The sequence below is a fragment of the Bacillus sp. M13(2017) genome, from assembly GCF_002218325.1.
In the GTDB taxonomy this organism is placed as follows: Bacteria; Bacillota; Bacilli; order Bacillales; family Bacillaceae_G; genus Bacillus_A; species Bacillus_A thuringiensis_K.
Genome location: NZ_KZ268500.1, coordinates 620,889 through 645,328 on the forward strand (window position 1 = coordinate 620,889; position 24,440 = coordinate 645,328).

The window sequence follows — 24,440 nt, forward strand, 5'->3', positions numbered from 1 at the left end:
CTTCTTTTTATTCGCGTAACCTTTTCACTTGGGCGTAAGAATAATAGGGGTCTTTTTTGTTTGCAAAAAGTGTTGTCAAAATGTGTGAGAATAACGTGGAAAGAGAAAGGCATTGAATATCGCCTGCTATATCGGAATGTAGAAGAGAACGATGAAAAGGTAATCAAGCAGAGTTTATTATACATTGTGAATAAGATGAAATGAAAAAACTAGCTGATTTATTCAGCTAGTTTTTTGTATGTTATTATTTCTTTTTAATTTTGCCTGTCCAAGATTTAAATCCACCTTGTAATTGGTAGAAATCTTTGTAGCCTTGTTTTTTTAAGTATTGCGCTGCACGACCTGTACGGAATCCGCTTTGGCAATATAAGTAAACAGGTTGATCTTGACGAAGTTCTTTATGGCGAAGGCGAATTTGTGATAACGGAATGTTACGTGCACCTAAAATATGCCCTGCGTTATATTCGTCTGCTTCACGAATATCGATAAGCTGTGCTTTACGGTAGCCAGCGCGAAATTCTTCTTCTGTAAGAGTTTTAATTAATTTTTTCTGATAGAAGTACATCCATACAGTGTAGCCGATAAATGCTACGATTACGGCTAATAAAATAATCCAAGTTGTTGACACGATTCTATCGCTCCCTTTTTTCTTATCCTACTTTCAATATTATAATGCCCATATGTATTTATGCAACAGATTCATTTGCATATAAGAAGAAATTTCGTATTCTTTCACAAATTTTGTCGAATTTGGTAGACTAGAGAATGTGAAAAATAATTGGTTATATGAGGTGCAGGATGGGAAAAGAAAAATGGTGTTATATTAACTCTGGTCAATGTTCACCGGCATTTAATATGGCGTTAGATGAATGTTTGTTAAATTGGCAAAGTGACAAGAAAATGCCACCAACAATTCGTTTTTATGAATGGGAAGTACCAACATTAACAGTTGGATATTTTCAACGTGTTGAAAAAGATATTAATATGGATGTAGTTAACGAAAAGAAATATGGATTCGTTCGTCGTCAAACAGGCGGCAGGGGGGTACTACATGACAAAGAGTTAACGTATAGTGTTATTGTGTCTGAAGATCATCCGAACATGCCGAAAACAGTTACAGAAGCGTATCGTGTTATTTCGCAAGGTTTATTAGATGGTTTTAAGGCATTAGGGTTAGAAGCCTATTATGCAGTTCCAAAAACAGAAGCAGATCGTGAAAATTTAAAAAATCCACGTTCAGGCGTATGTTTTGATGCACCATCTTGGTATGAAATTGTAGTGGAAGGACGAAAAATTGCTGGTAGTGCTCAAACACGTCAAAAAGGTGTTATTTTACAGCATGGATCGATTCCATTAGAAATTGATTTAGATGAACTATATGATCTATTTTTATTCCCAAATGAACGTGTGAAGGAACGTATGAAGAGTATGTTCTCTTCTAAAGCAGTAGCAATTAATGAATTAACAGACCGTACATTTACGATAGAACAGTTAATTAAAGCGTTTGAAGTTGGCTTTGAAGAAGGATTAGATATAGAACTTGTTCCATATGAATTAACAGAAGAACAGTTACATGAAGTTCAAACGTTAGCGAAAGAAAAGTATGAAAGTAATGAGTGGAACTATAAAAAATAAGAGATGGCAATTGCCATCTCTTATTTTTTATAGTAAATTAAGTACTTTTTCTACTTTGATTCCTTTATCTTGTAAAGAACGAAGGCGACTTACAACGTCCATAATTTCTTTGTCAAATGTAACGCTAATACCTTGGTTTTGTAGTTCTTCTTTTAAGCTTTCAATAGAATCATCTATGTCGATGCCAAGCTCGTAATCTTGACAAACTTCAATTGTCTTTTTCACGAGTTTAACATAATTTTCTTGTAGTTTTGAATTTGTTTCAGTCAAAGCAGGCTGCTTCGGTTTTGCAGGAGCAACCGGTGCTGTCTCTTGCTTTGTAACTGGAGTAGGGACTGCTTTTTTCACAGGCGCTGGAGTTGCTAGTTCTACAGCTGCTTCTACGCTTACTGGCTTCGGTGTCGGTACCGGAGTAGGCTTAGGTGCCATAGCAGGTGTTTCCACCCGCGTAACAGGCTTAGGAGCAGGTGTAATTGCTTTTGGAGCTTCTACAACTACTTCTTTTTTCGGTGCTGCTTCTACCCGTGTTTCTTCTTGCTCGGCAGCTTCTTTATTTTCTTTACTCCACATAACGCGTTCAATTTCTAGAGAAACATTGTTTTTGTTCATCGCTGTTAATGTAACTTTACCAACTTCAGCGTTTCCAGTGAAATCAACAATTTTATAAATAACACTCTTGTTCCAATCCACGTTTCCGCTCAAAAATAATTCTTCGTTACATTTCGGCGTTAAGCCCTCGATTTTAATTTCTGCGTTTACACCGTTTTCACTATATACCATAATTAGCGAAGCATTTACATCTTCGTCTGCTAACATTAGTTCACGTACCATTTTGCCGGTGCGTACTTGCGTTTTCTTCTTAACTGACATCTAATTTCTCCTCTCAAAAATTCAGTAATAATAAAAAAATCGTATAACGAAAAATAATTGCTCACGAAGATTTATGATACCGATAATAAAAGCATCACGTCAACAATTAACTTTAATTATTTTGCATTTTTCTTATTTTCTTTATGAAATTTTTCAATTTGTAAAATTAGACAGAAGAAAAAACAGCCTTTTGAAGGGCTGTTAAAAATTTGATTTTTTATATAGTAATTTATATAAAATAAAAAATAAGATAGCAATTAAAGCATTTTGCCAAAAGTTTAGATGATAAATGAGATAAGGTTGCTTTTGGAAATAAATATTTAAGAATACAGCGGAACAAAATGGAGTAGCAAATGCGAATCCAAATAGAATTCTTCTTTTCCAATTCATTTTCTGATTAAATGAGTAACGCTTTAATAAATATAAAATAAATAGTATACCTAGTATAATTATTGAAACAGACAAAGTAGTTCCAAGGATGCTAAAAGGCGGACTTGATAATGTATTGTTTTTTTCAAAGAGAAACATAAAAAATGAAATAATTGCATTTATGCCAAACTGTATAGCAAGAAGTAAGCTAACAACAAAACCGATTAAAGAAGTTTTTTCTAATTTTGTTTGGGCTGGTAAAGCTGATATAAGTTCATCGCAATAAGATTGTAAATCACTACCGAAAATGTCATAAGCGCTTTTATTTTCTGTTTGTGCTTCGATGAGGTGATCTAATATTTCTAGTAACAGTTCCTCCATTTGTTGCTCAGGTACGTTTGATATTCGAAGATATACTAACATATCGCCATAAGCAGCTTCGTTTTCGGAAGTTAGAAACTCACGTTTTTTATTATTCAATTCAATCATGTCTTGTGCATTCATCCCTATCACTCCCCCTGTAATAAGTTATTTACCGTAGTAGAAACCATTCCCCAACTTTGTTTAAATTCTTCAAGTTGTTCTAACCCTTTATCGGTTACGTGATAATATTTTCGCTTTGGACCGAGTGAGGAAGCTTTTAATGTTCCTTCGATCAATTTTTCTTTTTGCATACGTAATAATAAAGGGTAGATGCTTCCTTCGCTTACGAATGTAAAGCCATGTTTATTTAATTTTGTGCTCAGTTCATATCCGTACACTTCTTCTTGTGAAATGATGTATAGGATGCAACCTTCTAGTACACCTTTTAACATTTGGCTGTGCATGATTTCACCACCTTTTACTCAGGTAACTTGCGTTGCAAGGTAGCTGTTATCCAAATTATAACATCCAGTAACTTGCAATGCGAGTTACTGAAGTGGAAAACTTTAATGTGTTTTAATTTTTCCGCGTTCCTCATACTAACAAGAGGAGGGAAGCGTATGAAACCATTTATGCCAAAACTCGTTTACTTTGAACCGAAGGCACTTGAATATCCACTTGGAAAAGAGCTTTATGAGAAGTTTACGAAGATGGGATTAGAAATTCGTGAAACGACATCACATAATCAAATTAGAAATTTGCCAGGAGAAAATGATTTGCAAAAGTATCGTAATGCAAAGGCTACACTTGTTGTTGGAGTAAGGAAGACGCTAAAGTTTGATACGTCAAAACCGTCAGCTGAATATGCAATTCCGCTCGCAACAGGGTGTATGGGACATTGTCATTATTGCTATTTGCAAACGACACTTGGGAGTAAGCCTTACGTTCGTGTGTATGTCAATCTTGATGAAATATTTGAGAAGGCAAAGCAATATATGGATGAAAGGGCACCTGAAATAACAAGATTTGAAGCAGCGTGTACATCAGACATTGTTGGGATTGACCATTTAACACATGCATTAAAGCGGGCGATTGAATTCATTGGAGAAAGTGAACATGGGCGCTTACGTTTCGTAACGAAATATTCGCACGTTGATCATTTATTAGATGCAAAACATAATGGGAAAACTCGTTTCAGGTTTAGTATAAATTCACGATATGTAATTAAAAATTTTGAACCAGGGACATCGCCGTTTGAGGAGCGAATAGAGGCGGCGCGTAAAGTAGCAGGTGCAGGTTATCCACTTGGTTTTATAGGCGCGCCACTTTATATGCATGAAGGATGGGAAGAAGGATATCGTGAACTATTTGAGCGACTGTACAATGCGCTGAAAGATATGACGATACCAAATTTAACGTTTGAATTAATTCAGCATCGTTTTACGAAACCAGCGAAAAAGGTTATTCAAGAGCGTTATCCAAATACGAAGCTTGAAATGGATGAAGAGAAGCGAAAGTATAAATGGGGCCGATATGGCATCGGAAAATATGTATATAAAAAGGATGATGCAACAGTATTGGAAGAAACGATAAGAGGTTATATAAATGAGTTTTTCCCTAATGCCGAAATACAATATTTTACTTAAGGGGAGTCTGTATGCAAATACAGATTCTTTTTTGTTTTATATATTTAGGCTCGTTTCCACCTTGTCACGTTATTCTTTCTGGTGTATCATTTTATTGATTGCTTCGTACGGAATAAGCAAAATGAACTTGGATGGAGGAAACCGATGCCTACCCCTAGTATGGAAGATTATATTGAACAAATTTATTTGTTGATTGATGAAAAGGGTTATGCCCGCGTATCTGATATTGCTGAAGCGCTTAGTGTACATCCATCCTCTGTAACAAAAATGGTGCAAAAATTAGACAAAGATGAATATCTAATTTATGAAAAATATAGAGGGCTTGTATTAACAACAAAAGGTAAAAAAATCGGAGAACGTCTCGTATATCGTCATGATTTGCTAGAGCAATTTATGCGTATTATCGGTGTGGATGAAGGTAAAATTTACAATGATGTAGAAGGAATTGAACATCATTTAAGTTGGGAAGCGATTGATCGCATTGGTGATTTAGTGCAATACTTTGAACAAGATGCAGTCCGAGTGGAAACACTTCGCGGTGTTCAAAGAGCAAATGAAGAGAAAAGTAATTAAGGGGAACGTATGGCGTTTCCTTTTTTATTTCAATTCGAAAAGGATGGGAGAATTATGAAAGCAATTATTTTTGATTTTGATGGATTAATTGTGGACACAGAAACGATATGGTTTCACTCTTTCAGAGATGCTGTTCGTGAATACGGCGGGGAACTACCTTTAGAGGAATTTGCGAAATGCATTGGAACAACAGATGAGGTACTTTATGCATATTTAAATGATCAATTAAAAGAGAATTTTAACAAAAGTGCATTAAAAGAAAAAGTGGCAACTTTACATAAAGAGAAAATGAAAATACCAAAAGCTCGTGACGGGGTAAAAGAATATTTAGAAGAAGCGAAAGAAATGGGATTAAAAATCGCACTAGCTTCTAGTTCGTCTAGAGAATGGGTTATTCATTTTTTAGAAGAACTACAAATTCGAGAATATTTTGAAGTAATTAAAACGAGAGAAGATGTTGAGAAGGTAAAACCAGATCCAGCTCTTTATCGAGTTGCAATAGAAGAATTAGGAATTAAGCCGTCTGAAGCTGTTGTATTTGAAGATTCATTAAATGGATTGAGAGCAGCAGTTGCAGCGGGATTAACGTGCATTGTGGTACCCAATGATGTGACGCGGAATTTACCATTTGAAAATCATCATCTTCGAATTGAAAGTATGAAAGAGAAAAGTTTAAAAGAAGTGCTTCAAAGTATAAAAAAAGACCGTACTTCCTAAAAGGAAGCACGGTCTTTCTTTTTGCTTTTTTTGCCTTCAATGACAGTTAAATGAGACTGTTTTCTTTTTCGTTTCAAAGTGGAAGAATTCCCTTTTTTAATTTTGTCATTAGAAGTATTTGACTTAAAGAAAGAATTGCCTAGGGGTGCTACATTTTGTTTCCCATGTTTGCGGTTCGATTGTTTTGCCGCACGCTTATATGAGCTTTGCGAATTTGCAGAACCACTGGAATTTGTAAACATCTTGTATAGCAAGTAAAAGATACCGACAACAAGTAACATGTACCCGATATTTCTTAATACACCCATGGGATTTGTAATAACAGATGAAACAAGGCCGAATATTGCCAATCCGATAATAAGCACAAATATAGCGAAAGTAAACGAACGACCGTTCATAAGGGACACCTCCTAAAAACGTATATTAAAATTAGTATATTAACGATGAGGAAAGGAGTTGAACACCATTTTTAAATAATTATTGTTTGTTCTCTAAACGTAATAATTCTTCAAACGATGCAATTGCTACTTCCACTTGGTCATCTGTTGGTTCTTTCGTTGTTAATAGTTGTAGCCATAACCCAGGATATCCAAGTACGCGTAATACGGGAATATCTCTTAATCGATTTGTAAATTGCAATACTTCAAAAGAAATACCAAGTACAACTGGAATTAATAAAATTCGGTTTATAACTCGTGCCCAAAGAGGGTCTGTAGGGACTAGGAAATAAACGAACATTCCAATAATGACTGTAAATATAATAAAGCTACTGCCGCATCTATAATGGAGACGAGTTTGCTTTTGAACGTTTTCTACAGTCAGAGGAAGGTTATTCTCGTAAGCATTGATTACCTTATGCTCTGCACCGTGATACTGAAATACCCGCTTAATAAGTGGGGTTAAAGAAATAAAGTATATATAGCTCAATAATAGCATGAGCTTAATGACACTTTCGACAATGATTTGCCCAGTATGAGATGGGAAAATCGGTCTCGTTAATTCAGCTAATAGTGCAGGAACTGCTGTGAAAATGACTTTACCGAATATAAAAGATAAAACGCCAACAGCTGCAACTCCTAATACCATCGTTAATTTTGATTGTTCTTCTTTTTTATTTGCAATTTGTTCATCATCTTCTGGGTGGACGTCAAATCGTTCTGAAGCGAAGTTTAAATGCTTTGCTCCATTCGCACTTGCATCCACAATAGCGGCAATCCCTCGTAAAAATGGAATTTTTTTTAGGGTAGATAGTACTTTATTACGAACGCGTGGTAATCGATAAAATTCAATCGATTTATCTTTACGACGAACCGCTGTAACAGTATATTCTCTACCGCCAAACATAACTCCTTCTATGACCGCTTGCCCGCCATATATTTGTTTTGACTCTTCTGCCATGTTAACACCAACCTGTATTTGTTTCTCTCTTATGTAGAAAAAGAGGCAATTGTCATACTGGGTTCTGTCGTTTTGAAATAAGACAATCACCGAGTTTCCTTTATTTTATCGGCAAATACAAGTAGATGACAAGTGAAAATGTTATGAGAGTCGGACATTTCTTATTCTTTTTATAGACAAATTTCGCAGTATTTAAACATGCTTCAAAATAGTTTCGGGCATACTATTGAGCGGAGGTGTTGATGTGAGTCAAGAACAATTAGGAACAAGGAATTTTGTGCAGATTGGTTTGTTTGGTGGAATCTTTTGGGGCGGAATATGGTATTTCCTTCATATATTTTCATTCACGGAGGCGGGACCAAATTATTTCCTTTTACCATTTGCGTTTGGAAGTTGGAAAGAGGGTGTATGGGGCAATGTGTCCGGAATAGTGTGTATGGGACTTCTTTCAATTTTGATTGCCTTTTTGTATAAAGCATTTTTTGCGAAGTTTGAAGGGATTATAGCGGGAATTATTTATGGGCTATTTTGGTGGGCACTACTGTTTTTGGGGATGGGTTTAATGGCTCCTGCTATTAAAAGTGCACTCCATTTACCGAAAGAAACAATTGTGACGACCATATGCATTTTTATATTGTATGGTGTGTTTATAGCCTACTCTGTTTCTTACGCAGTAAATACCAATAAGGCCGAGCGAGAAGGGGAAGAGAAGACAAACTATTCAAATAAGTAACTCCTATGTTAAAATGTTGTATAGACATTTAATAATAAGGAGTTTTAAGCATATGAAAAAGGTACTCCTCGTAAACGGTCCTAACCTAAATCGCCTTGGTGTTCGTGAGGTAAATGTATATGGAAAGGGCACGCTAGCGACACTTGAAGCAGATATGAAGCAAGAAGCAGAAACAATGGGAGTGGAGTTAGAATGTTTCCAATCGAATCATGAAGGTGCGATTATCGATCGTATTCATGAGGCGGAAGATATATATGAAGGGATCATTTTAAATCCTGGAGCATTTACACATTATAGCTATGCGATTCGAGATGCAATTGCGAGCATTTCGATTCCTGTTATTGAAGTACATATTTCTAACATTCACCAGCGTGAGTCGTTCCGTCATGAATCTGTGACGGCAGCTGTTTGTGCGGGACAAATTGTTGGATTTGGTTTTTATGGCTATAAGTTAGCGTTATTTGCATTAATGGAGAAATTGAGGGAGGCATAAAGTAATGGAGAAAATCGAAAGATTACGAAGTGCATTTGATGAGGCTGGTATTGACGGTATTTTGTTAACAAATGAACATAGTCGTAGATATATGGCTAACTTCACAGGAACAGCTGGTGTTGTTCTTATTTCAAAAGATCGTGCTCAATTTATTACAGATTTCCGTTATGTCGAGCAGGCAAGTAAACAAGCGGTTGGATATGAGATTGTGCAGCACGCAGGATTGATCATTGATGAAGTGGCAAAGCAAGTGAAAGAGCTTGGAATTCAAAAGCTTGGTTTTGAGCAAGATACTCTTACATATAGTTCTTATTCAGTGCATAAGGAAGCGATTGATGCTGAATTTATCCCGACTTCTGGCCTTGTAGAAAAGTTACGCTTGATAAAGACTGATTCAGAGATTAAGATATTAAAGGAAGCTGCACAGATTGCAGATGCTGCCTTTGAGCATATTCTATCATTCATTCGCCCGGGAGTATCTGAAATTGAAGTGTCAAATGAACTTGAATTTTTCATGAGAAAACAAGGAGCAACATCTTCTTCGTTTGATATTATCGTTGCTTCAGGTCTTCGTTCGGCATTACCGCACGGCGTGGCATCTGAAAAAGTGATAGAAACAGGAGATTTCGTTACATTAGACTTCGGCGCTTATTATAAAGGATATTGTTCTGATATTACTCGTACGATTGCAGTTGGTGAACCATCTGATAAATTGAAAGAAATTTATAATATCGTTTTAGAAGCACAACTACGTGGTGTGAACGGTATTAAAGCTGGTTTAACAGGCCGTGAAGCGGATGCGTTAACGCGCGATTACATAACGGAAAAAGGATACGGTGAATACTTCGGACACTCTACTGGCCATGGAATCGGTCTTGAAATCCATGAAGCACCAGGTTTAGCGTTCCGTTCTGATACAGTTCTTGAACCAGGTATGGCTGTAACAGTAGAACCAGGTATTTATATTCCAGGTATTGGCGGCGTACGTATTGAAGATGATATCATTGTAACAAGTGAAGGTAATGAAGTAATTACGAAATCACCAAAAGAACTTATTATTTTGTAACATACAGGAGGATTTTTTTACATGATTTCAGTAAACGATTTTCGTACAGGTTTAACAATTGCAGTGGATAATGGCCTTTGGCAAGTACTTGATTTCCAACACGTAAAGCCAGGTAAAGGTGCTGCATTCGTTCGTTCTAAACTACGTAACCTTCGCACAGGTTCTGTTCAAGAGAAAACATTCCGTGCAGGCGAGAAAGTAGAAAAAGCACACATCGAAAACCGTCGTATGCAATACTTATACGCAAGCGGTGAGGCTCACGTATTTATGGATAACGGAACTTATGAGCAAATCGAACTTGGTGAAAACCAAATCGAGCGCGAGCTTAAATTCCTAAAAGAAAACATGGAAGTAGCAATCATGACTTACCAAGGCGAAGTACTTGGTGTTGAACTTCCAAACACAGTTGAATTACAAGTTACAGAAACAGAGCCTGGTATTAAAGGTGATACTGCTTCTAACGTAACAAAACCAGCTACATTAGAAACTGGTCTTGTTGTACAAGTACCAATCTTCATTAACGAAGGCGAAATGCTTATCATCAACACTGGTGAAGGTAAATACGTTTCTCGTGCATAGTAGAAAAGCACTCGTGATAATTCACGAGTGCTTTTTTATAGGAAATAGGGTAGATAGTAAATAGCTGTTATTATAAAACTGACTAAAACAAGTGAAAGAGTACCCATAATAGATGGAGTCAAAACAATTTGAAATGGTTTTATTTCGCCAGTCTCAACGCCAGTTAATGTTTTACTTATTGCGTGATCTGTAATGTTATTTCTATGGTTACTCATAATAATTAACCACATAATTGCAAATATTGCTAAACTACCAAGGAAAAAGGTCTCTATAAATGACCAACCGACCAATAATGAAAAAAGATAAATAAGAGCTAATTCTACTACAACGGTTAAACTAACTTTCAATGCCTTCATATTTTTCCTCCTCATTCTGTAATTTCAACCAGTTTAAAAAATTTTCACGTGACACGACATGCAGAGAGCAAGGTGACTTTACTTCTTTCTCTAGTGCAGCGTGTTCGTCTGGAAACTTGTTTTCCACATGCAATGAAATATAAGGTAGTTTTTCTTGTGCTTTTAATGAGCGGATATTATTCGTTTTAGCACCAGCAAATACGTAGGAAAGTTGTAAGTCTAAAAAGGCTATTTTAAAGATTTCTTTTTTAGCAGCCTCGTTATAGCCTTTTCCCCAGTACGGATAGCCAAGCCAACTACCAATGTGAGATTGCTTCTTCTCATTATTAATATGTTTAAGTGTGGTGAGGCCAATTATTTCATCCTCTTCATTCACAATCATTCTCGATAAGGATTTCTTTTGACGTTCTTCTTCTATTGCAAAAAGAAGAAATGCTTTCGTATCTTCGATGTTTTCTACCGTTATCCCCAATGCATTTTTTATATGTAGATCATTTGATAGCTCGAAAATCACATTTGTATAGCATAAATCTAGTGGTAATAAAGTGACGTGCTGCATGGTTTATACCCCTTTTAAACTAAATGTACCATAATATACCATAAAATAATATGAATATTCAGATTGTAATTCAGACTTTAGAGAAAAATTATGTTTTTACTTCTGAAATAGACAACCTCTGCATATGGTTGTACAAATATATTCTTTTTTAGAATACGAAGTTAGTAACTGTTACGGGAGAAGGTGGAAGAATGAAACAGTGGCTAGCGGCAATGGAAACATCTGTGCTTGTTATGGGAGCACTTCGATTATTTTCAGGTAGTGCGGAGATATTTGCTGCTTTGCTTATGCTTTATGTGAATGATGCGAAGAAAGCGTTGTTTATAAATGGTATGTTGGCGTTTGTTGGACCTACCGTATTAATTTTAACAATGACAATTGGGATAGCGAGTGTAGCAAGTGAAATTTCTTTCTTGAAGCTCTTTTTTCTAGCGCTTGGAATTTGCTGTATTTTTATCGCATTACTGAAATAGTAAGTCGAGTATAGTGGGGAGAAGCCGATGAAAGAGGTATTAGAAGTTTTACCAAAAACGATGAAGTACTTAATTGAAGAATGTAAGCAATACGATGCTTTAGAGGAAATTCGTGTTCGAATTGGAAGGCCGCTAGAGTGTATTGCACACGGAAAGGTGTTTTTTTATGACTATATTACTACTGCAGAGGATGCTATTTACTTATTGAATAAGTTAAGTCAATTCTCAATTTATACGATGGAAGAGGAATTAAAACGTGGGTATGTGACGCTTCGCGGGGGGCATAGAATCGGGTTAGCAGGAAAAGTCATTACAGAAAAAAGCGCAGTGAAAATGATTCGTGATGTCTCTTCCTTTAATATTCGTATTGCTCGTCAAAAAATAGGGATTGCTGAACCGCTTTTGCCATATTTGTATGAAAAAAGGTGGTTAAACACGATGGTAATTGGCCCTCCCCAAACAGGAAAAACGACACTTTTAAGAGATGTAGCACGTTGCATGAGTCAAGGGGTAAGTGCTTCGGAAATTCCTTCCTGTAAAGTGGGGATTGTTGATGAACGGTCAGAAATTGCTGGCTGTGTGAAAGGGATCCCGCAATACGATTTTGGTACCCGAGTCGATGTGTTAGACGCATGTCCAAAGGCAGAAGGAATGATGATGATGATTCGTTCTATGAGTCCTGATATTTTGATCGTAGATGAAATTGGCCGTAAAGAAGATAGTGAAGCAATTATGGAGGCAGTGCATGCAGGTGTTCAGCTTTTTATAAGTGCACACGGATTTTCCTATGAGGATGTTGTGAGACGTCCATCGCTCAAGGCAGTGCTAGAGCTTGGTATATTTGATAGGTTTGTGGAGTTGTCAAAAGCGAGGGGTCCAGGAACGGTTATGCAGGTGAAAGATAAATATGGAAAACCAGTGTTATCAAATAGAAAGGCTGAGGGCGTATGGTGAAAATATTTGGTGCAGTGTTAATCGTTGCGGTCAGCACCTTTTTCGGGTTTTCGTACGCTAAAAGATACAGTGAGAGGCCTAGGCAACTTAGGTTATTAAAATCAGCACTTCAATCATTAGAGGCAGAAATTATGTATGGACACACACCTTTATCTGAGGCTGCCGAGCGATTAGTTAAACAAATGCCAAAGCCATTAAATTGGATATTTCAAAGTTTCGCTAAAAAACTAGAAAGTGGAGAACAAACAGTAAGGGAAGCTTGGATAGATAGTTTGAAAGAGAATTGGAAGTTGACGGCTTTTCAACAAACCGAGTATGAAATACTGCAGCAATTTGGTGAAACTCTCGGGCAACATGATCGTGAATCACAACAAAAACATATTCGCTTATGTATTACACATTTGGAGAGAGAAGAAGAGGAAGCAAAAGCTTTACAACTGCAATACGAAAAAATGATCAAGAGCTTAGGGGTACTAGCAGGGCTACTAATTGTAATTTTACTGCTATAGGGGGGAGAAAGGCGATGTCCATTGATGTTGGATTAATATTTCAAATCGCCGGAATCGGCATTGTTTTAGCTTTCATTCATACTGTACTAAAAGAATTGAAGCGTGAGGATATTGCAAATTGGGTTATCCTTGTCGGTTTTGTCGTCATTTTATTTCATGTTGCATTTTTAATTAATACGCTATTCGACAAGATTAAAAGTGTCTTTCTCTTCCAGTAAAGGAGGCGGTTCGAATCGAAATTATACAAATTGTCGGATTAGGCCTCGTTGCTACGTTTTTAGCTGCTGTTTTGAACCAGCATAAATCTAGTATTACATCTTTATTTATTGTGTTCGTAGGCAGTGTGATGTTTCTTATTTTAATCGATCAAATTCATTCTATTTTACAAATGATTGAGAGAGTAGCGAGTGAAGCGAAAGTTAGTAATGTCTACGTGGAAACGTTACTAAAGATTATTGGAATTGCTTATATTGCTGAGTTTGGAGCTCAAATCACAAAAGATGCTGGTCAAGGTGCCATCGCTTCGAAAATTGAACTTGCTGGGAAAATCTTAATTCTCGTTATGGCAATTCCTATTTTGACGGTTGTAATTGAAACTATTCTCGGATTTTTACCGACAGGATAAGGGGGAGTGAATGTTGAGGAGGTTTGGAGCTAAGCTGCTATTTGCTTGCTTCCTTTTCTTTTCTTTACCGGTTGTTGTACAAGCTTCTCCTGTAGAAACAAACGTCGTTGATCAACAATTGGATAAGCTCGGAATTGAAGATGTGAAGCAATTTTGGGACGGGCTTGTTACAAAATATGGAGGCTATTTGCCAGAGAGTCAAAAAGGGAGTTTTATGGAGTTTGTAAAGGGAGAAAAAGAATTCTCTCTAAAAGAGTGGATGATAGGGTTATTAAAATATTTATTTCATGAGCTTGCAGCTAATGGAAAACTGCTTGGCACACTCATTATGCTCACAATCTTTAGTGCATTGTTGCAATCACTACAATCTGCTTTTTCAAAAAGTAGTGTAAGTAAAATTGCTGATGCTGTTGTATATATGGTACTTATTATTTTTGCTTTGAATAGTTTTTATGTCGTTATGACATATGCAAGAGAAACGATACAAACAATGGTAGATTTCATATTAGCGCTATTGCCAATTTTATTGGCGCTTATAGCGACTGGTGGCGGGGTTGTATCTGTATCTTTCTTTCATCCGATTATCATTTTCTTAATGAATACAAGCGGGCTTCTTATGAATTATATCGTTCTACCGCTTTTATTACTGGCAACGATATTAAGTATTGTAAGTACAATGAGTGATCAATATAAAGTTACGAAATTGTCCAAGCTTCTGCAAAACGTTAGCGTTGGGATTATCGGTATCTTCTTAACGATTTTTTTAGGAGTATTATCTGTACAAGGAACAGCGACAGCCGTTGCTGATGGAATAGCTGTGAAAACTGCTAAATTTGTAACAGGAAACTTCATTCCAGTAGTTGGAAGGATGTTTACCGAAGCGGCAGATACTGTTATTAGCGCATCAGGATTATTGAAAAACACAGTCGGAATTATTGGGCTCGTCATTTTATGCTTAATTGTTGCTTTTCCTGCGATTCAAATTTTCTGTATTGCATTTATTTATAAATTTGCAGCAGCAGTATTGCAACCGGTTGGCGGCGGAGCAATTATTCAATGTTTAGACATTATTGGACGAAGCATCATTTACGTATTTGCTTGCTTAGCTATCGTATCATTTATGTTCTTTTTAAGTATTACAATTATTATTGCTGCGGGGAATATTACACTTATGATGCGATAGGAGGTGAAGAGTATGCAATTTGTTACAGAGTGGATCAGAAATATTATCGTTTTTTTGCTCTTAGCAACAATGCTTCATCTTATTCTTCCAAATTCGAATTTGCAAAAATACGTTAAATTCGTTGTAAGTCTTTTGTTAGTCGTATTAATTTTAACGCCTCTTTTTAAACTATTGCAGACAGATATAAATGAAGTAATTGCAAATTTTAATGAAGAAAAGTACGTAGCAGAAGGATCTGTAAAAAATTCAATAGATTCGAAGAAAAAAGAAATACAAGCTCTAACACGTGCATATAGTTTAGAAGAGATGGCTACCAAAATGAAAAAAGAAGTAGGAAAAGAGTTTGAGAAAAAGTATGGTATGACTGTCTCCGAAATACAAATAGTCGCAGCAGAAAATACAGAAGAAGTAAAGTCAGCGAAAGATATTCAATCTGTTGTTGTGACGTTGAAAGAAAAAGAACGTAGTAAAAATGATGCAATTGAAACAGTAAAGCCAATTGAAATTAACACGAAAGAGCCTCCAAAAAAAGTGGAAGAAACGAATGGAGAAATGAAAGATTTCTTTTCAAGCAGGTGGCAACTAGGGAGTAAACAAATCCAAGTTCAAATGGAAGGGAGGACAGGTAGAGTAAATGGACAATAAAGATAAAAATTCGAAGTTCTCATTTTTTCGAAACTTATTGAATGGGGATCAAAAAGAAAGCAACGAGAAGGGTAAAAAGGTAACACCTAAGTTTTTACTTGTCCTACTCATACTTGGAATTTTGCTTATGTTTTCTAGTAGTCTCTTTTCAAGTAAAAAAGAAGAAGTACCTGTATTTAAAGAACAAAAAACTCAAAACAAAGAAAAAGACGTACCAACTTTCGGACAAAAAAGTAATGATAGTATGTCAAATGTAGAAAAATATGAAAAAGCGTATGAACAAGAATTAAAAACTGCTTTAGAAGAAATAGCAGGAGTAAAAGACGTAACGATTAAAGTGAATTTAGATTCATCTGAAGAAAAAATTTTAGAAAAAAATACAGTGAAACGCTCACAAACAACAGGTGAAACAGATAAAACAGGCGGTAAGAGAGAAGTAGAGGACGAGTCTCTTGATGAAAAGACTGTCATTATACGTGAAGGGGATAAAGAAACTCCTGTTGTTTTACGAACAGAGAAGCCGAAAGTACGTGGTGTTCTTGTCGTAGCAAAGGGAGTGGATAATATACAAGTTAAAGCAATGGTAAAAGAAGCTGTGATAAGGCTGCTAGATGTACCGGCCCATCGCGTTTCAGTTTCACCGAAAAATTGATAGGGAGGAAATAAAGTGTTAAAAAAACAAACAGTTTGGCTATTAACGATGTTAAGTTTAGTTGTTGTACTATCTGTGTATTACGTGACAACTCCTGACAAAATGAATACAGCATCGCCAGCAACAGGTGAAAAGATTGGACAAGAAAAACAAGGTACTGATAAAGCGGTAACAAACGAAGCGCCTAAAGAAACTCCGAAAAAAGAAAATACAAGCAAGGAAACAACAAATAAAGAAACAGACAAAAAAGAAAATGCAAAAAAAGAAACAAGTAAAAAAGAGGGTAATGTATCAGTTCAATCAAGTGATGAGAATTTCACAGCTTTACGTATGCAAATGGAAGATCAGCGTAGTGAAGAGAAAGCAAAATTACAAGAAGTGATGAATTCTTCGAAATCTTCAGCGACAGAAAAGAGTAAAGCGAAAGATAACTTTGATGCAATCACTACAATGGAAACGAAGCAAGAATTACTTGAGACAGTAATTAAATCTCAAGGAGGATATCCAGATGCTCTTGTAAGAGCTGATGGTACTGATATTAGAGTAACGGTTAAAGCGGCAAAACATTCACAGAAAGAAGCAAATAAAATTATTCAACTTGTAAGAAGTGAAGGTGGATCAAAAGATGTAGGTGTGAAATTTGATCCACCAGCGAAATAAGTGAAACTTTAATCCGTAGGGATTTCCCTGCGGATTATTATCTTTTACTAAGCAAAAGGTATGCAAATAGTAAAATAGAGTATGTAAGTAAGCGTGTGAATAGAAAAAAGCTATCATTTTCGATAGCTTTTTTCTATTTCGTCTTTGTATTTATTTTTATTATGTTCAACTCGGAATGGAGAAACACGTTGTGAGTAAAAGATTAATGGTTCATGGTACTGATGATTACTTTTTCCGGATTTGACGTGGATGAAAAGAACGCATGCCCAAACGATTACGGCAGGTAAAAAGAGAATGAGCCATATCATATTTCCACACCTCGACACAATATATTTTCTACACCTTGAACATACTATTCTTATATGAAGGAATGATGAACGGCGTGTAAACAAAAAAATAATATTTGGTAAAAATATATTATTGACTATAGATGTGGTGAAGAGTGGAGAGGGAATGGCATGTTTGCTGTGTAACGTTTTGAAAAAGTAGTGAATGTTTTTTAAGAAGTGGTCTTGCCAATTTCATGTGAAACTTGGTATTATTACTAGGTATTAAATTTTTGTTGGAATAATATTTTTACAGGAGTTTCGATTTATTATAAAGAAATATAAATTGGAATGTTTAAAAAATTTATCGTAAGATGGAAATAGTAAATATTTCTATTAGTTAATGAAATATATTTTCTAATAGAATACATCGTATTTTTACAGTCAATCTAGTTTTCGTGACGAGAATCTGTAAAAACGGGACAAACAAGAGTATGGGAGTGGATTTTACATGTTTAAAATTCAAGAAGTTCGCGAATTAATTAAATTAATTGATAGCTCTAATATTGATGAATTTGAATACAAAAAAGACGGTACAACAATCAAAATGAAAAAGCGTGGTAATGAAGTTGTTGCTGTGCAAGCACCTGCAGCAAAACAAGCTATGCAACCAGTAGCGCCTGTTGAAGTTGAAACGAAAGTAGCAGCAGCGCAAGCAGAAGCACCAAAACAAGAAGAGAAGAAGGCTGTTCAAAATGAAAACCTACATAAAATCACATCACCGATGGTAGGTACATTCTATTCTTCTTCTTCGCCTGATACACCTCCATATGTAAGTGTTGGGGATAGAGTATCGAAAGATTCTATCGTATGTATTGTCGAGGCTATGAAGTTATTTAACGAAATTGATGCTGATGTAGAGGGCGAAATTGTTGAAATTCTTGTTAATAACGGACAGCTTGTTGAGTATGGACAACCGCTATTTCTTGTAAAAGCGTAATAAGGGAGTCTTTGTGATGATAAAAAAAGTATTAATAGCCAATCGTGGGGAAATTGCTGTACGAATTATTCGTGCTTGTAAAGAAATGGATATTGAAACAGTTGCAATTTATTCAGAAGCAGATAAAGAGTCACTTCACGTACAGATTGCAGACGAGGCGTATTGTGTAGGACCAACGATTTCGAAAGAAAGCTATTTAAATTTGACAAACATTATTAGCGTTGCGAAGTTAACAGGCTGCGATGCTATTCATCCGGGATACGGATTTTTAGCAGAGAATGCAGATTTCGCAGAGTTATGCCGTGAATGTAACTTGATTTTTATCGGTCCAAGTCCAGAAGCTATTTCAAAGATGGGCACAAAAGACGTTGCTCGTGATACAATGAAAGAAGCAGGGGTTCCGATTGTACCAGGTTCACAAGGGATTATTAAAAATACCGAAGAAGCGATCGAGCTTGCTAATCAAATTGGATATCCAGTTATTATTAAAGCGACTGCAGGTGGCGGCGGAAAAGGTATTCGTGTTGCACGCCATGAAGAAGAGCTTATAAAAGGAATTCAAATTACACAGCAAGAAGCTAGTACCGCTTTTGGGAACCCTGGTGTATACTTAGAAAAGTACGTTGAAGATTTCCGCCATGTTGAGATTCAAATAATGGCAGATACACACGGAAATGCCATTCATTTAGGAGAGCGTGATTGTACAATTCAGCGCCGTTTGCAAAAACTATTAGAAGAAAGTCCATCACCTGCACTTGATGAAGATATTCGCAAGCAGATGGGTGAAGCGGCAGTTAAAGCGGCGGTAGCGGTTGATTATACAGGTGCTGGTACGGTTGAGTTTATTTATGAATATAAAACGAAAACCTTTTATTTCATGGAGATGAATACGAGAATTCAGGTTGAGCATCCGGTTACTGAAATGGTAACGGGAATGGACTTAATTAAAGAGCAAATTCTTGTTGCTTCAGGAGAAAAGTTATCGTTACAGCAAGAAGAAGTACAATTTAATGGTTGGGCAATTGAATGTCGAATTAATGCGGAAAACCCTGCCAAAAAATTTATGCCATCTCCAGGTAAAGTAGAAATGTACTTACCACCAGGAGGATTTGGTATTCGCGTCGATTCAGCTGTATATCCGGGATATTCAATCCCACCTTTCTATGATTCGATGGTTGCTAAATTAATTGTTCACGGAAAAACACGTGAAGAGGCAATTGCAAAAATGAAGCGCGCACTTAGTGAATTTGTCATTGAAGGCGTACATACAACAATCCCGTTCCATTTGCAATTGTTAGATCATCCTGATTTTGTAAAAGGTGAGTTTAATACGAAGTTTTTGGAAGAGCATGAACTTGTGACGCAGTGATACATTAAAGGAGGTTTTTTTCATGGCTGAACATATGTTAGATATGGGTCAAGATACAACTCTTGGTAAAGTAGAAATTGCACCAGAAGTAATTGAAGTAATTGCAGGTATTGCAGCTGCTGAAGTAGAAGGTGTAGCGGCAATGCGCGGTAATTTTGCTACAGATGTTGTTGAGAAGTTAGGTAAGAAAAATCATGGTAAAGGTGTAAAGGTTGAATTAGCAAACGAAGATATTATCGTTGACCTTTATGTTGTAATGTATTTTGGTGTAGCAATTCCAGTTGTTGCACAAAAGATTCAAGACAATATTCGCCAAGCACTCTTTACAATGACAGGACTTGAGCCAAAAGAAGTGAATGTTCACATCGTTGGCGTAACATTCGAAACACAAAAAACAGAAATCGAACCAGTGTAAGAATGAAAAGGTGCCTAGTAACATAGGCATCTTTTTTATCGTTTCATTTCTTCACAAATTACAACCCTCTAATTATTATACTATTTCAAAAAATAAGAAATAAACAAGAAAATGTGTCGTTTTTCCAAAAAACGTACATTGTGATAAGATATGGAACTTGAAGTTAATCTTTTTATTATTTTTCAGCCTTGTAACCCGTGTGTGAAACGATAAATTGTGTTATTATCATTGTATTATAAGGTTGGAAAATCAATGAAAACTGTAAGAGTAAGTGAATTGACGGCTTATAAATTATAATAATATAACAAAGTATAAGGAAAGACTTGAAGCATAAAGGAGAGTTACAATGAAACGTAGGACGGCTAGAGAAAGAGCAATGCAAGCATTATACCAAATGGATATTACAGGTGAATTAGAACCGAAAGTAGCAGTGGAAAACACGCTAGATGAAGGCGAAGAAACAAATGAGTTTCTAGAGTCACTTGTAGTAGGTTTTGTAGAAAATAAAGAAGCAATCGATGAAGCGATTCGTCAAAACTTAAAAAAGTGGAAGCTTGAGCGTATTAGTATTGTTGATCGCAGTATTTTACGTGTAGCTGTGTATGAAATGAAGTACATGGAAGAAATTCCACATAACGTAACAATTAACGAAGCAATTGAAATTGCAAAAACATTTGGGGATGAGGAATCTCGTCGTTTTATTAACGGCGTTTTATCTAATATAAAAGATACACTGTAAATTCTTTAAGGGGGAATCTTAAAATGGTAGCAGTAATCATCAAAGGAAATGAAGTTGCGGAGAAAAAACGAGCACAATTAACAGAAGAAGTTGTGAAGTTGAAAGAGCAAGGTATTGTACCAGGATTAGCAGTTATTTTAGTTGGAGAAGATCCAGCATCTCGTTCTTATGTGAAAGGAAAAGAAAAAGGCTGTGAACAAGTAGGAATTTACTCAGAGCTAATTGAACTTCCTGAAACAATTACTGAGGAACGTTTGCTTGCTGAAATCGATCGCTTAAATGGCGATGACCGTATTAATGGTATATTAGTGCAATTACCTTTACCAAAACATATTGAAGAAAAAGCTATCATTGAAAGAATTTCACCAGAAAAGGATGTAGACGGATTTCACCCAATCAGCGTGGGACGCATGATGACGGGACAAGATACATTCCTTCCATGTACACCGCATGGTATTGTAGAATTAGTAAAAGAAACAAATCTTGATATTTCTGGGAAACATGTAGTAGTAATTGGAAGAAGTAATATTGTCGGTAAACCAGTGGGGCAATTGTTTTTAAATGAAAATGCAACTGTCACATATTGTCATTCTAAGACGCAAAATATGAAAGAGTTATCGAAGTTAGCTGATATTTTAATCGTAGCTGTTGGACGACCTAAAATGATAACAGCTGATTATATGAAAGAAGGAGCGGTTGTAATTGATGTTGGTGTTAACCGTTTAGAAACAGGAAAACTTTGTGGTGATGTTGACTTTGACAACGTGTTAGATGTTGCGGGTTACATTACACCTGTACCAAAGGGTGTTGGTCCAATGACAATCACAATGCTTCTTCATAATACTGTTGAATCTGCCAAACGTGCAGGTGTCGTTTGTAAATAATTTGAATCGGCTATGAGGAGAGAGAAATGGAGAAGCAATATTTAACCGTTACAGCGTTAACACGCTATATAAAAACAAAAATAGAATATGATCCGCATTTGCAGTCTGTTTGGTTAAAAGGTGAAATTTCCAACTTTAAAAATCATAGCCGTGGCCACATGTATTTTACATTGAAAGATGAAAATGCAAGAATCGCAGCGGTTATGTTTGCGGGTCATAATCGTAATATTAAATTCAAACCTGAAAATGGGATGAAGGTACTCGTGAAAGGGAAAATCTCTGTTTACGAGGCGAGTGGTTCTTATCAAATTTATATTCAAGACATGCAGCCTGACGGAGTCGGAAATTTACATTTAGCGTACGAACAGTTAAAAGTTCGTTTAGAAGAAGAAGGACTTTTTTCTCAAGTTTATAAAAAAGCAATTCCTCCTTACGCTAAAACAATAGGTGTGATTACGTCGCCAACAGGAGCAGCGATTCGTGATATTATAACAACGATTAAACGTCGTTATCCAATTGGGAATGTTATTGTATTTCCGGTACTTGTACAAGGGGAGTCAGCGGCTCCCTCGATTGTACAAGCGATTCGTACAGCGAATGAAATGGGAGAGATAGATGTACTAATCGTTGGCCGTGGTGGAGGTTCTATTGAGGAATTATGGGCTTTCAATGAGGAAATGGTTGCAAGAGCAATCTTTAAGAGTGAAATTCCTATTATTTCGGCAGTAGGCCATGAAACGGATTTTACAATCGCAGATTTTGTTGCAGATTTACGCGCGCCAACACCGACTGCAGCAGCTGAGCTGGCAGCACCTAACATTATAGAGTTACAAGAAAAGGTATTACAAAGAACTCTGAGATTGCAAAGAGCGATGAGAGAGTTAGTACATAAAAAAGAAGAAAAACTACAAGTGTTGCAAAAATCGTATGCGTTCCGTTATCCAAGACAAGTATATGAGCAAAAGGAAGAGCAATTAGATAGAGCGCTAGAACAGCTTGTTTTAGCGAAAGAGCGCTATATTGATAAAAAGGTGAATCAGTTAAAGCAACTTTCATTTTATTTAGAGAAGCACCACCCATCTCAAAAAATTATGCAAACAAAGGTAGCTGTTGAAACGTTGCAAAAGCAATTACAACGTGAAATGCAAACGTTACTTCAAACGAAAGAATTTGCCTTTGTAAGAGCTGCTCAAAAACTTGAAGCGTTAAGTCCGCTTAAAGTAATGATGAGAGGGTACGGGCTTGTATATGATGAAGAGAAGCAAGTGTTAAAAAGTGTGAAAGATGTAAGCCTTGGAGATGCTGTTTCAGTTCAATTACAAGATGGAATACTAGATTGTAGCGTATCAGGCATAGAGGAGCGTGAATTGAATAATGGAAAATAAATTAAGCTTTGAAGAGGCAATTTCGCAACTTGAGCATCTTGTTTCTAAGCTAGAACAAGGTGACGTACCTTTAGAAGAAGCGATTTCTTATTTTAAAGAAGGTATGGAATTATCTAAGCTTTGTGATGAGAAGCTGAAGAATGTACAAGAACAAATGGCAGTTATTCTTGGGGAAGATGGAGAGCTTGAACCGTTTACTGCTTTAGGAGATGAAGCATAGTGACGATTGCTTTTGATACTTTTTTGAAAGAAAGTAAAACTTTCGTAGAAGAAAAACTTGTAAGCTATGCAAATGAATTACAATGTCCAAATGTACTTCGTGAAGCAATGGCATATTCTTTGGAAGCGGGTGGAAAACGTCTCCGCCCGTTACTTTTGTTTGCAACATTACAAGCGTTTGGGAAAGAAAGAAATCTTGGAGTAGGTGCAGCTTGTGCTCTTGAAATGATTCATACATATTCGTTAGTTCATGATGATTTACCTTGTATGGATGATGATGATTTAAGAAGAGGAAAGCCCACAAATCACAAAGTATTTGGTGAAGCGATGGCAGTTTTAGCAGGAGATGGCTTATTGACGTATGCTTTTCAAGTTATTATGGCATATGAGCAAAAAGAAATTTCTGCTGAAAAAAAAGTAAGACTTGTACTTGAACTTGCAAAAGCAGCAGGACCAGAAGGAATGGTTGGCGGACAAGTGGCAGATATGGAAGCGGAAGGGAAACGCCTTACGATTGATGAATTGGAGTACATCCATAAACATAAGACCGGAAAACTGCTTGAATTTGCTGTACTTGCGGGTGCGATACTTTCTGATGCGACAGAAGAGCAAGAAGAAAAGTTGCTTACTTTTGCTAAATATATCGGTCTAGCTTTCCAAATTCGAGATGATATTTTAGATGTCGAAGGAACTGAAGAAGAGATTGGAAAACCGATTGGTAGCGATCTTTCTAACGAAAAGAGCACATATACGACGTTGTTTACTATAGATAGAGCAAAGGATATTTTAGAAGAAACAATTGCAGAAGCAAAAGGTGCGATTAGCTCCTTGCAATTACAAGATGAATATTTACTATCTATTTGTGATTTGATTGCAAAACGTAATAACTAATATAACAGCGTTTTCATTTGTTGAGTCATTCATCATTTTATGATATAAATGTAGGAAAAGGTTTTTCTTTTCTTGTTATTGGCAAAAATATATGTAGATTACATTGCCGTTATCACTTCGTGTTAGCGGCTATTTTTTTCATCGCCTAAAGAAATATGGTTTATAATAGGATTAGGGCGCAATAGACTGGTTAATAGCGGGACAAGACGAAAAA

Annotated in this window: 34 protein-coding genes and 1 pseudogene; 26 read left to right on the forward strand and 9 right to left on the reverse strand. The window is 36.2% G+C overall.

The window, feature by feature from the left end:
- Nucleotides 1-90: 90 nt before the first annotated feature.
- Nucleotides 91-204: pseudogene (locus CGQ22_RS03570) on the forward strand (DNA polymerase III subunit delta); the annotation flags it as partial.
- Nucleotides 205-244: 40 nt separating this feature from the next.
- Here CGQ22_RS03570 and CGQ22_RS03575 read toward each other — a convergent pair.
- A complete protein-coding gene (locus CGQ22_RS03575; RefSeq protein ID WP_000108653.1) occupies nt 245-628 on the reverse strand; it encodes a rhodanese-like domain-containing protein in 384 nt (127 codons plus the stop codon).
- Nucleotides 629-798: 170 nt separating this feature from the next.
- On the opposite strand from CGQ22_RS03575, the gene CGQ22_RS03580 reads away from it, so the two are divergent.
- Nucleotides 799-1,635, forward strand: coding sequence for a lipoate--protein ligase family protein (locus CGQ22_RS03580; protein ID WP_000514065.1), 837 nt, complete (start codon nt 799-801; stop codon nt 1,633-1,635).
- A gap of 27 nt (nt 1,636-1,662) precedes the next feature.
- Here CGQ22_RS03580 and CGQ22_RS03585 read toward each other — a convergent pair whose 3' ends face one another.
- The 3 genes from CGQ22_RS03585 to CGQ22_RS03595 all read right to left on the reverse strand — a co-directional run bounded on the left by CGQ22_RS03585 (nt 1,663) and on the right by CGQ22_RS03595 (nt 3,701).
- Nucleotides 1,663-2,505 (reverse strand): hypothetical protein, encoded by an 843-nt coding sequence (locus tag CGQ22_RS03585; RefSeq protein ID WP_000111903.1) that lies wholly within the window; start codon nt 2,503-2,505, stop codon nt 1,663-1,665.
- A 201-nt stretch (nt 2,506-2,706) separates the two neighbouring features.
- Nucleotides 2,707-3,378, reverse strand: a complete 672-nt coding sequence (locus tag CGQ22_RS03590; protein WP_000993575.1) for a DUF1129 family protein — start codon at nt 3,376-3,378, stop codon at nt 2,707-2,709.
- Between the two features lie 5 nt (nt 3,379-3,383).
- Nucleotides 3,384-3,701 carry a PadR family transcriptional regulator gene (locus tag CGQ22_RS03595; RefSeq protein ID WP_000556083.1) on the reverse strand — a complete coding sequence of 106 codons (318 nt, stop codon included), beginning with the start codon at nt 3,699-3,701 and terminating at the stop codon, nt 3,384-3,386.
- Nucleotides 3,702-3,857: 156 nt separating this feature from the next.
- Here CGQ22_RS03595 and splB point away from each other — a divergent pair, with 156 nt between their 5' ends.
- The 3 genes from splB to CGQ22_RS03610 all read left to right on the forward strand — a co-directional run bounded on the left by splB (nt 3,858) and on the right by CGQ22_RS03610 (nt 6,173).
- Nucleotides 3,858-4,883, forward strand: coding sequence for a spore photoproduct lyase (gene splB / locus CGQ22_RS03600; RefSeq protein WP_089148287.1), 1,026 nt, complete (start codon nt 3,858-3,860; stop codon nt 4,881-4,883).
- 144 nt (nt 4,884-5,027) lie between these two features.
- A complete protein-coding gene (gene mntR / locus CGQ22_RS03605; RefSeq protein WP_001143082.1) occupies nt 5,028-5,456 on the forward strand; it encodes a transcriptional regulator MntR in 429 nt (142 codons plus the stop codon).
- A 54-nt stretch (nt 5,457-5,510) separates the two neighbouring features.
- A complete protein-coding gene (locus CGQ22_RS03610) occupies nt 5,511-6,173 on the forward strand; it encodes an HAD family hydrolase (protein ID WP_033673105.1) in 663 nt (220 codons plus the stop codon).
- Here the strand turns inward: CGQ22_RS03610 and CGQ22_RS03615 are convergent.
- Complete coding sequence (locus tag CGQ22_RS03615; RefSeq protein WP_001014460.1) at nt 6,170-6,571, reverse strand: SA1362 family protein; 402 nt, start codon at nt 6,569-6,571, stop codon at nt 6,170-6,172. The genes CGQ22_RS03610 and CGQ22_RS03615 overlap by 4 nt on opposite strands.
- 79 nt (nt 6,572-6,650) lie before the next feature.
- Nucleotides 6,651-7,571 carry a DUF1385 domain-containing protein gene (locus tag CGQ22_RS03620; RefSeq protein WP_000807121.1) on the reverse strand — a complete coding sequence of 307 codons (921 nt, stop codon included), beginning with the start codon at nt 7,569-7,571 and terminating at the stop codon, nt 6,651-6,653.
- Nucleotides 7,572-7,815: 244 nt separating this feature from the next.
- Between CGQ22_RS03620 and CGQ22_RS03625 the strand changes: the two genes are divergently transcribed.
- From CGQ22_RS03625 to efp, 4 genes are read left to right on the forward strand one after another with little or no spacing between them, the layout of a single operon-like run.
- The gene (locus tag CGQ22_RS03625) at nt 7,816-8,304 is read left to right on the forward strand and encodes a YqhR family membrane protein (RefSeq protein WP_000076884.1); all 489 of its coding nucleotides are present in this window, start codon (nt 7,816-7,818) and stop codon (nt 8,302-8,304) included.
- Between the two features lie 52 nt (nt 8,305-8,356).
- The gene (gene aroQ / locus CGQ22_RS03630; RefSeq protein ID WP_000757087.1) at nt 8,357-8,797 is read left to right on the forward strand and encodes a type II 3-dehydroquinate dehydratase; all 441 of its coding nucleotides are present in this window, start codon (nt 8,357-8,359) and stop codon (nt 8,795-8,797) included.
- 4 nt (nt 8,798-8,801) lie between these two features.
- Nucleotides 8,802-9,863: a Xaa-Pro dipeptidase gene (gene pepQ, locus CGQ22_RS03635; RefSeq protein ID WP_000411038.1), complete on the forward strand. Its 1,062-nt coding sequence runs from the start codon at nt 8,802-8,804 to the stop codon at nt 9,861-9,863.
- Between the two features lie 21 nt (nt 9,864-9,884).
- Nucleotides 9,885-10,442 carry an elongation factor P gene (gene efp, locus CGQ22_RS03640; RefSeq protein ID WP_000626510.1) on the forward strand — a complete coding sequence of 186 codons (558 nt, stop codon included), beginning with the start codon at nt 9,885-9,887 and terminating at the stop codon, nt 10,440-10,442.
- 35 nt (nt 10,443-10,477) lie between these two features.
- On the opposite strand, the gene CGQ22_RS03645 is transcribed toward efp, so the two are convergent.
- Together CGQ22_RS03645 and CGQ22_RS03650 are read right to left on the reverse strand one after the other, a co-directional pair.
- The gene (locus CGQ22_RS03645) at nt 10,478-10,798 is read right to left on the reverse strand and encodes a hypothetical protein (RefSeq protein ID WP_000645695.1); all 321 of its coding nucleotides are present in this window, start codon (nt 10,796-10,798) and stop codon (nt 10,478-10,480) included.
- Nucleotides 10,779-11,357, reverse strand: a complete 579-nt coding sequence (locus tag CGQ22_RS03650) for a GNAT family N-acetyltransferase (protein WP_001164982.1) — start codon at nt 11,355-11,357, stop codon at nt 10,779-10,781. The genes CGQ22_RS03645 and CGQ22_RS03650 overlap by 20 nt, the downstream gene beginning before the upstream one ends.
- A gap of 191 nt (nt 11,358-11,548) precedes the next feature.
- Here CGQ22_RS03650 and CGQ22_RS03655 point away from each other — a divergent pair, with 191 nt between their 5' ends.
- The 9 genes from CGQ22_RS03655 to CGQ22_RS03695 are packed head-to-tail and all read left to right on the forward strand — an operon-like array spanning nt 11,549 to nt 17,058.
- The gene (locus tag CGQ22_RS03655) at nt 11,549-11,830 is read left to right on the forward strand and encodes a YqhV family protein (protein ID WP_000816050.1); all 282 of its coding nucleotides are present in this window, start codon (nt 11,549-11,551) and stop codon (nt 11,828-11,830) included.
- A gap of 27 nt (nt 11,831-11,857) precedes the next feature.
- Nucleotides 11,858-12,784, forward strand: a complete 927-nt coding sequence (spoIIIAA, locus tag CGQ22_RS03660) for a stage III sporulation protein AA (RefSeq protein ID WP_000665905.1) — start codon at nt 11,858-11,860, stop codon at nt 12,782-12,784.
- Nucleotides 12,778-13,293 (forward strand): stage III sporulation protein SpoIIIAB, encoded by a 516-nt coding sequence (spoIIIAB, locus tag CGQ22_RS03665; RefSeq protein WP_000238702.1) that lies wholly within the window; start codon nt 12,778-12,780, stop codon nt 13,291-13,293. Before spoIIIAA ends, spoIIIAB begins: the two co-directional genes overlap by 7 nt.
- Before the next feature lie 14 nt (nt 13,294-13,307).
- Complete coding sequence (spoIIIAC, locus tag CGQ22_RS03670) at nt 13,308-13,511, forward strand: stage III sporulation protein AC (RefSeq protein WP_000020914.1); 204 nt, start codon at nt 13,308-13,310, stop codon at nt 13,509-13,511.
- Between the two features lie 23 nt (nt 13,512-13,534).
- Entirely contained in the window at nt 13,535-13,918 is a 384-nt protein-coding gene (spoIIIAD, locus tag CGQ22_RS03675; protein WP_077393170.1) for a stage III sporulation protein AD, read from the forward strand.
- Nucleotides 13,919-13,928: 10 nt separating this feature from the next.
- Entirely contained in the window at nt 13,929-15,101 is a 1,173-nt protein-coding gene (gene spoIIIAE / locus CGQ22_RS03680; protein WP_000946110.1) for a stage III sporulation protein AE, read from the forward strand.
- A 12-nt stretch (nt 15,102-15,113) separates the two neighbouring features.
- A complete protein-coding gene (gene spoIIIAF, locus CGQ22_RS03685; protein ID WP_001161028.1) occupies nt 15,114-15,746 on the forward strand; it encodes a stage III sporulation protein AF in 633 nt (210 codons plus the stop codon).
- Nucleotides 15,736-16,398, forward strand: coding sequence for a stage III sporulation protein AG (gene spoIIIAG, locus CGQ22_RS03690; protein ID WP_089148288.1), 663 nt, complete (start codon nt 15,736-15,738; stop codon nt 16,396-16,398). Before spoIIIAF ends, spoIIIAG begins: the two co-directional genes overlap by 11 nt.
- A gap of 15 nt (nt 16,399-16,413) precedes the next feature.
- On the forward strand, nt 16,414-17,058 hold the full coding sequence (locus CGQ22_RS03695; RefSeq protein ID WP_000914709.1) for a SpoIIIAH-like family protein: 645 nt from the start codon (nt 16,414-16,416) through the stop codon (nt 17,056-17,058).
- A gap of 113 nt (nt 17,059-17,171) precedes the next feature.
- Here CGQ22_RS03695 and CGQ22_RS03700 read toward each other — a convergent pair whose 3' ends face one another.
- Complete coding sequence (locus CGQ22_RS03700) at nt 17,172-17,366, reverse strand: hypothetical protein (RefSeq protein WP_000638001.1); 195 nt, start codon at nt 17,364-17,366, stop codon at nt 17,172-17,174.
- Between the two features lie 469 nt (nt 17,367-17,835).
- Here CGQ22_RS03700 and accB point away from each other — a divergent pair, with 469 nt between their 5' ends.
- The 8 genes from accB (at nt 17,836) to ispA (ending at nt 24,226) form a co-directional block, all read left to right on the forward strand.
- Entirely contained in the window at nt 17,836-18,324 is a 489-nt protein-coding gene (gene accB, locus CGQ22_RS03705) for an acetyl-CoA carboxylase biotin carboxyl carrier protein (protein ID WP_000472859.1), read from the forward strand.
- Between the two features lie 16 nt (nt 18,325-18,340).
- Nucleotides 18,341-19,693 (forward strand): acetyl-CoA carboxylase biotin carboxylase subunit, encoded by a 1,353-nt coding sequence (gene accC / locus CGQ22_RS03710; RefSeq protein WP_000592870.1) that lies wholly within the window; start codon nt 18,341-18,343, stop codon nt 19,691-19,693.
- A 22-nt stretch (nt 19,694-19,715) separates the two neighbouring features.
- Entirely contained in the window at nt 19,716-20,108 is a 393-nt protein-coding gene (locus CGQ22_RS03715) for an Asp23/Gls24 family envelope stress response protein (protein ID WP_000807630.1), read from the forward strand.
- A 346-nt stretch (nt 20,109-20,454) separates the two neighbouring features.
- A complete protein-coding gene (gene nusB / locus CGQ22_RS03720) occupies nt 20,455-20,847 on the forward strand; it encodes a N utilization substance protein NusB (protein WP_000830247.1) in 393 nt (130 codons plus the stop codon).
- A 23-nt stretch (nt 20,848-20,870) separates the two neighbouring features.
- Nucleotides 20,871-21,731 carry a bifunctional methylenetetrahydrofolate dehydrogenase/methenyltetrahydrofolate cyclohydrolase FolD gene (gene folD, locus CGQ22_RS03725; RefSeq protein ID WP_000226734.1) on the forward strand — a complete coding sequence of 287 codons (861 nt, stop codon included), beginning with the start codon at nt 20,871-20,873 and terminating at the stop codon, nt 21,729-21,731.
- 26 nt (nt 21,732-21,757) lie between these two features.
- Nucleotides 21,758-23,116 carry an exodeoxyribonuclease VII large subunit gene (gene xseA / locus CGQ22_RS03730; RefSeq protein WP_000415249.1) on the forward strand — a complete coding sequence of 453 codons (1,359 nt, stop codon included), beginning with the start codon at nt 21,758-21,760 and terminating at the stop codon, nt 23,114-23,116.
- A complete protein-coding gene (xseB, locus tag CGQ22_RS03735; RefSeq protein ID WP_000428423.1) occupies nt 23,106-23,336 on the forward strand; it encodes an exodeoxyribonuclease VII small subunit in 231 nt (76 codons plus the stop codon). Before xseA ends, xseB begins: the two co-directional genes overlap by 11 nt.
- On the forward strand, nt 23,336-24,226 hold the full coding sequence (ispA, locus tag CGQ22_RS03740; protein WP_000150373.1) for a (2E,6E)-farnesyl diphosphate synthase: 891 nt from the start codon (nt 23,336-23,338) through the stop codon (nt 24,224-24,226). Before xseB ends, ispA begins: the two co-directional genes overlap by 1 nt.
- The last annotated feature ends 214 nt before the right edge of the window (nt 24,227-24,440 follow it).

Coding starts and splice junctions, on each gene's coding strand:
- CGQ22_RS03590 (WP_000993575.1), bottom strand. CDS start 3,378: ATGAATGCACAAGACATGATTGAATTGAATAATAAAAAACGTGAGTTT.
- folD (WP_000226734.1), top strand. CDS start 20,871: ATGGTAGCAGTAATCATCAAAGGAAATGAAGTTGCGGAGAAAAAACGA.
- CGQ22_RS03615 (WP_001014460.1), bottom strand. CDS start 6,571: ATGAACGGTCGTTCGTTTACTTTCGCTATATTTGTGCTTATTATCGGA.
- CGQ22_RS03715 (WP_000807630.1), top strand. CDS start 19,716: ATGGCTGAACATATGTTAGATATGGGTCAAGATACAACTCTTGGTAAA.
- aroQ (WP_000757087.1), top strand. CDS start 8,357: ATGAAAAAGGTACTCCTCGTAAACGGTCCTAACCTAAATCGCCTTGGT.
- spoIIIAE (WP_000946110.1), top strand. CDS start 13,929: ATGTTGAGGAGGTTTGGAGCTAAGCTGCTATTTGCTTGCTTCCTTTTC.
- spoIIIAF (WP_001161028.1), top strand. CDS start 15,114: ATGCAATTTGTTACAGAGTGGATCAGAAATATTATCGTTTTTTTGCTC.
- CGQ22_RS03650 (WP_001164982.1), bottom strand. CDS start 11,357: ATGCAGCACGTCACTTTATTACCACTAGATTTATGCTATACAAATGTG.
- accC (WP_000592870.1), top strand. CDS start 18,341: ATGATAAAAAAAGTATTAATAGCCAATCGTGGGGAAATTGCTGTACGA.
- CGQ22_RS03700 (WP_000638001.1), bottom strand. CDS start 17,366: ATGATATGGCTCATTCTCTTTTTACCTGCCGTAATCGTTTGGGCATGC.
- efp (WP_000626510.1), top strand. CDS start 9,885: ATGATTTCAGTAAACGATTTTCGTACAGGTTTAACAATTGCAGTGGAT.
- CGQ22_RS03580 (WP_000514065.1), top strand. CDS start 799: ATGGGAAAAGAAAAATGGTGTTATATTAACTCTGGTCAATGTTCACCG.
- pepQ (WP_000411038.1), top strand. CDS start 8,802: ATGGAGAAAATCGAAAGATTACGAAGTGCATTTGATGAGGCTGGTATT.
- mntR (WP_001143082.1), top strand. CDS start 5,028: ATGCCTACCCCTAGTATGGAAGATTATATTGAACAAATTTATTTGTTG.
- CGQ22_RS03595 (WP_000556083.1), bottom strand. CDS start 3,701: ATGCACAGCCAAATGTTAAAAGGTGTACTAGAAGGTTGCATCCTATAC.
- CGQ22_RS03620 (WP_000807121.1), bottom strand. CDS start 7,571: ATGGCAGAAGAGTCAAAACAAATATATGGCGGGCAAGCGGTCATAGAA.
- accB (WP_000472859.1), top strand. CDS start 17,836: ATGTTTAAAATTCAAGAAGTTCGCGAATTAATTAAATTAATTGATAGC.
- CGQ22_RS03645 (WP_000645695.1), bottom strand. CDS start 10,798: ATGAAGGCATTGAAAGTTAGTTTAACCGTTGTAGTAGAATTAGCTCTT.
- spoIIIAG (WP_089148288.1), top strand. CDS start 15,736: ATGGACAATAAAGATAAAAATTCGAAGTTCTCATTTTTTCGAAACTTA.
- nusB (WP_000830247.1), top strand. CDS start 20,455: ATGAAACGTAGGACGGCTAGAGAAAGAGCAATGCAAGCATTATACCAA.
- CGQ22_RS03585 (WP_000111903.1), bottom strand. CDS start 2,505: ATGTCAGTTAAGAAGAAAACGCAAGTACGCACCGGCAAAATGGTACGT.
- spoIIIAB (WP_000238702.1), top strand. CDS start 12,778: ATGGTGAAAATATTTGGTGCAGTGTTAATCGTTGCGGTCAGCACCTTT.
- spoIIIAA (WP_000665905.1), top strand. CDS start 11,858: ATGAAAGAGGTATTAGAAGTTTTACCAAAAACGATGAAGTACTTAATT.
- CGQ22_RS03610 (WP_033673105.1), top strand. CDS start 5,511: ATGAAAGCAATTATTTTTGATTTTGATGGATTAATTGTGGACACAGAA.
- CGQ22_RS03655 (WP_000816050.1), top strand. CDS start 11,549: ATGAAACAGTGGCTAGCGGCAATGGAAACATCTGTGCTTGTTATGGGA.
- xseB (WP_000428423.1), top strand. CDS start 23,106: ATGGAAAATAAATTAAGCTTTGAAGAGGCAATTTCGCAACTTGAGCAT.
- xseA (WP_000415249.1), top strand. CDS start 21,758: ATGGAGAAGCAATATTTAACCGTTACAGCGTTAACACGCTATATAAAA.
- splB (WP_089148287.1), top strand. CDS start 3,858: ATGAAACCATTTATGCCAAAACTCGTTTACTTTGAACCGAAGGCACTT.
- spoIIIAC (WP_000020914.1), top strand. CDS start 13,308: ATGTCCATTGATGTTGGATTAATATTTCAAATCGCCGGAATCGGCATT.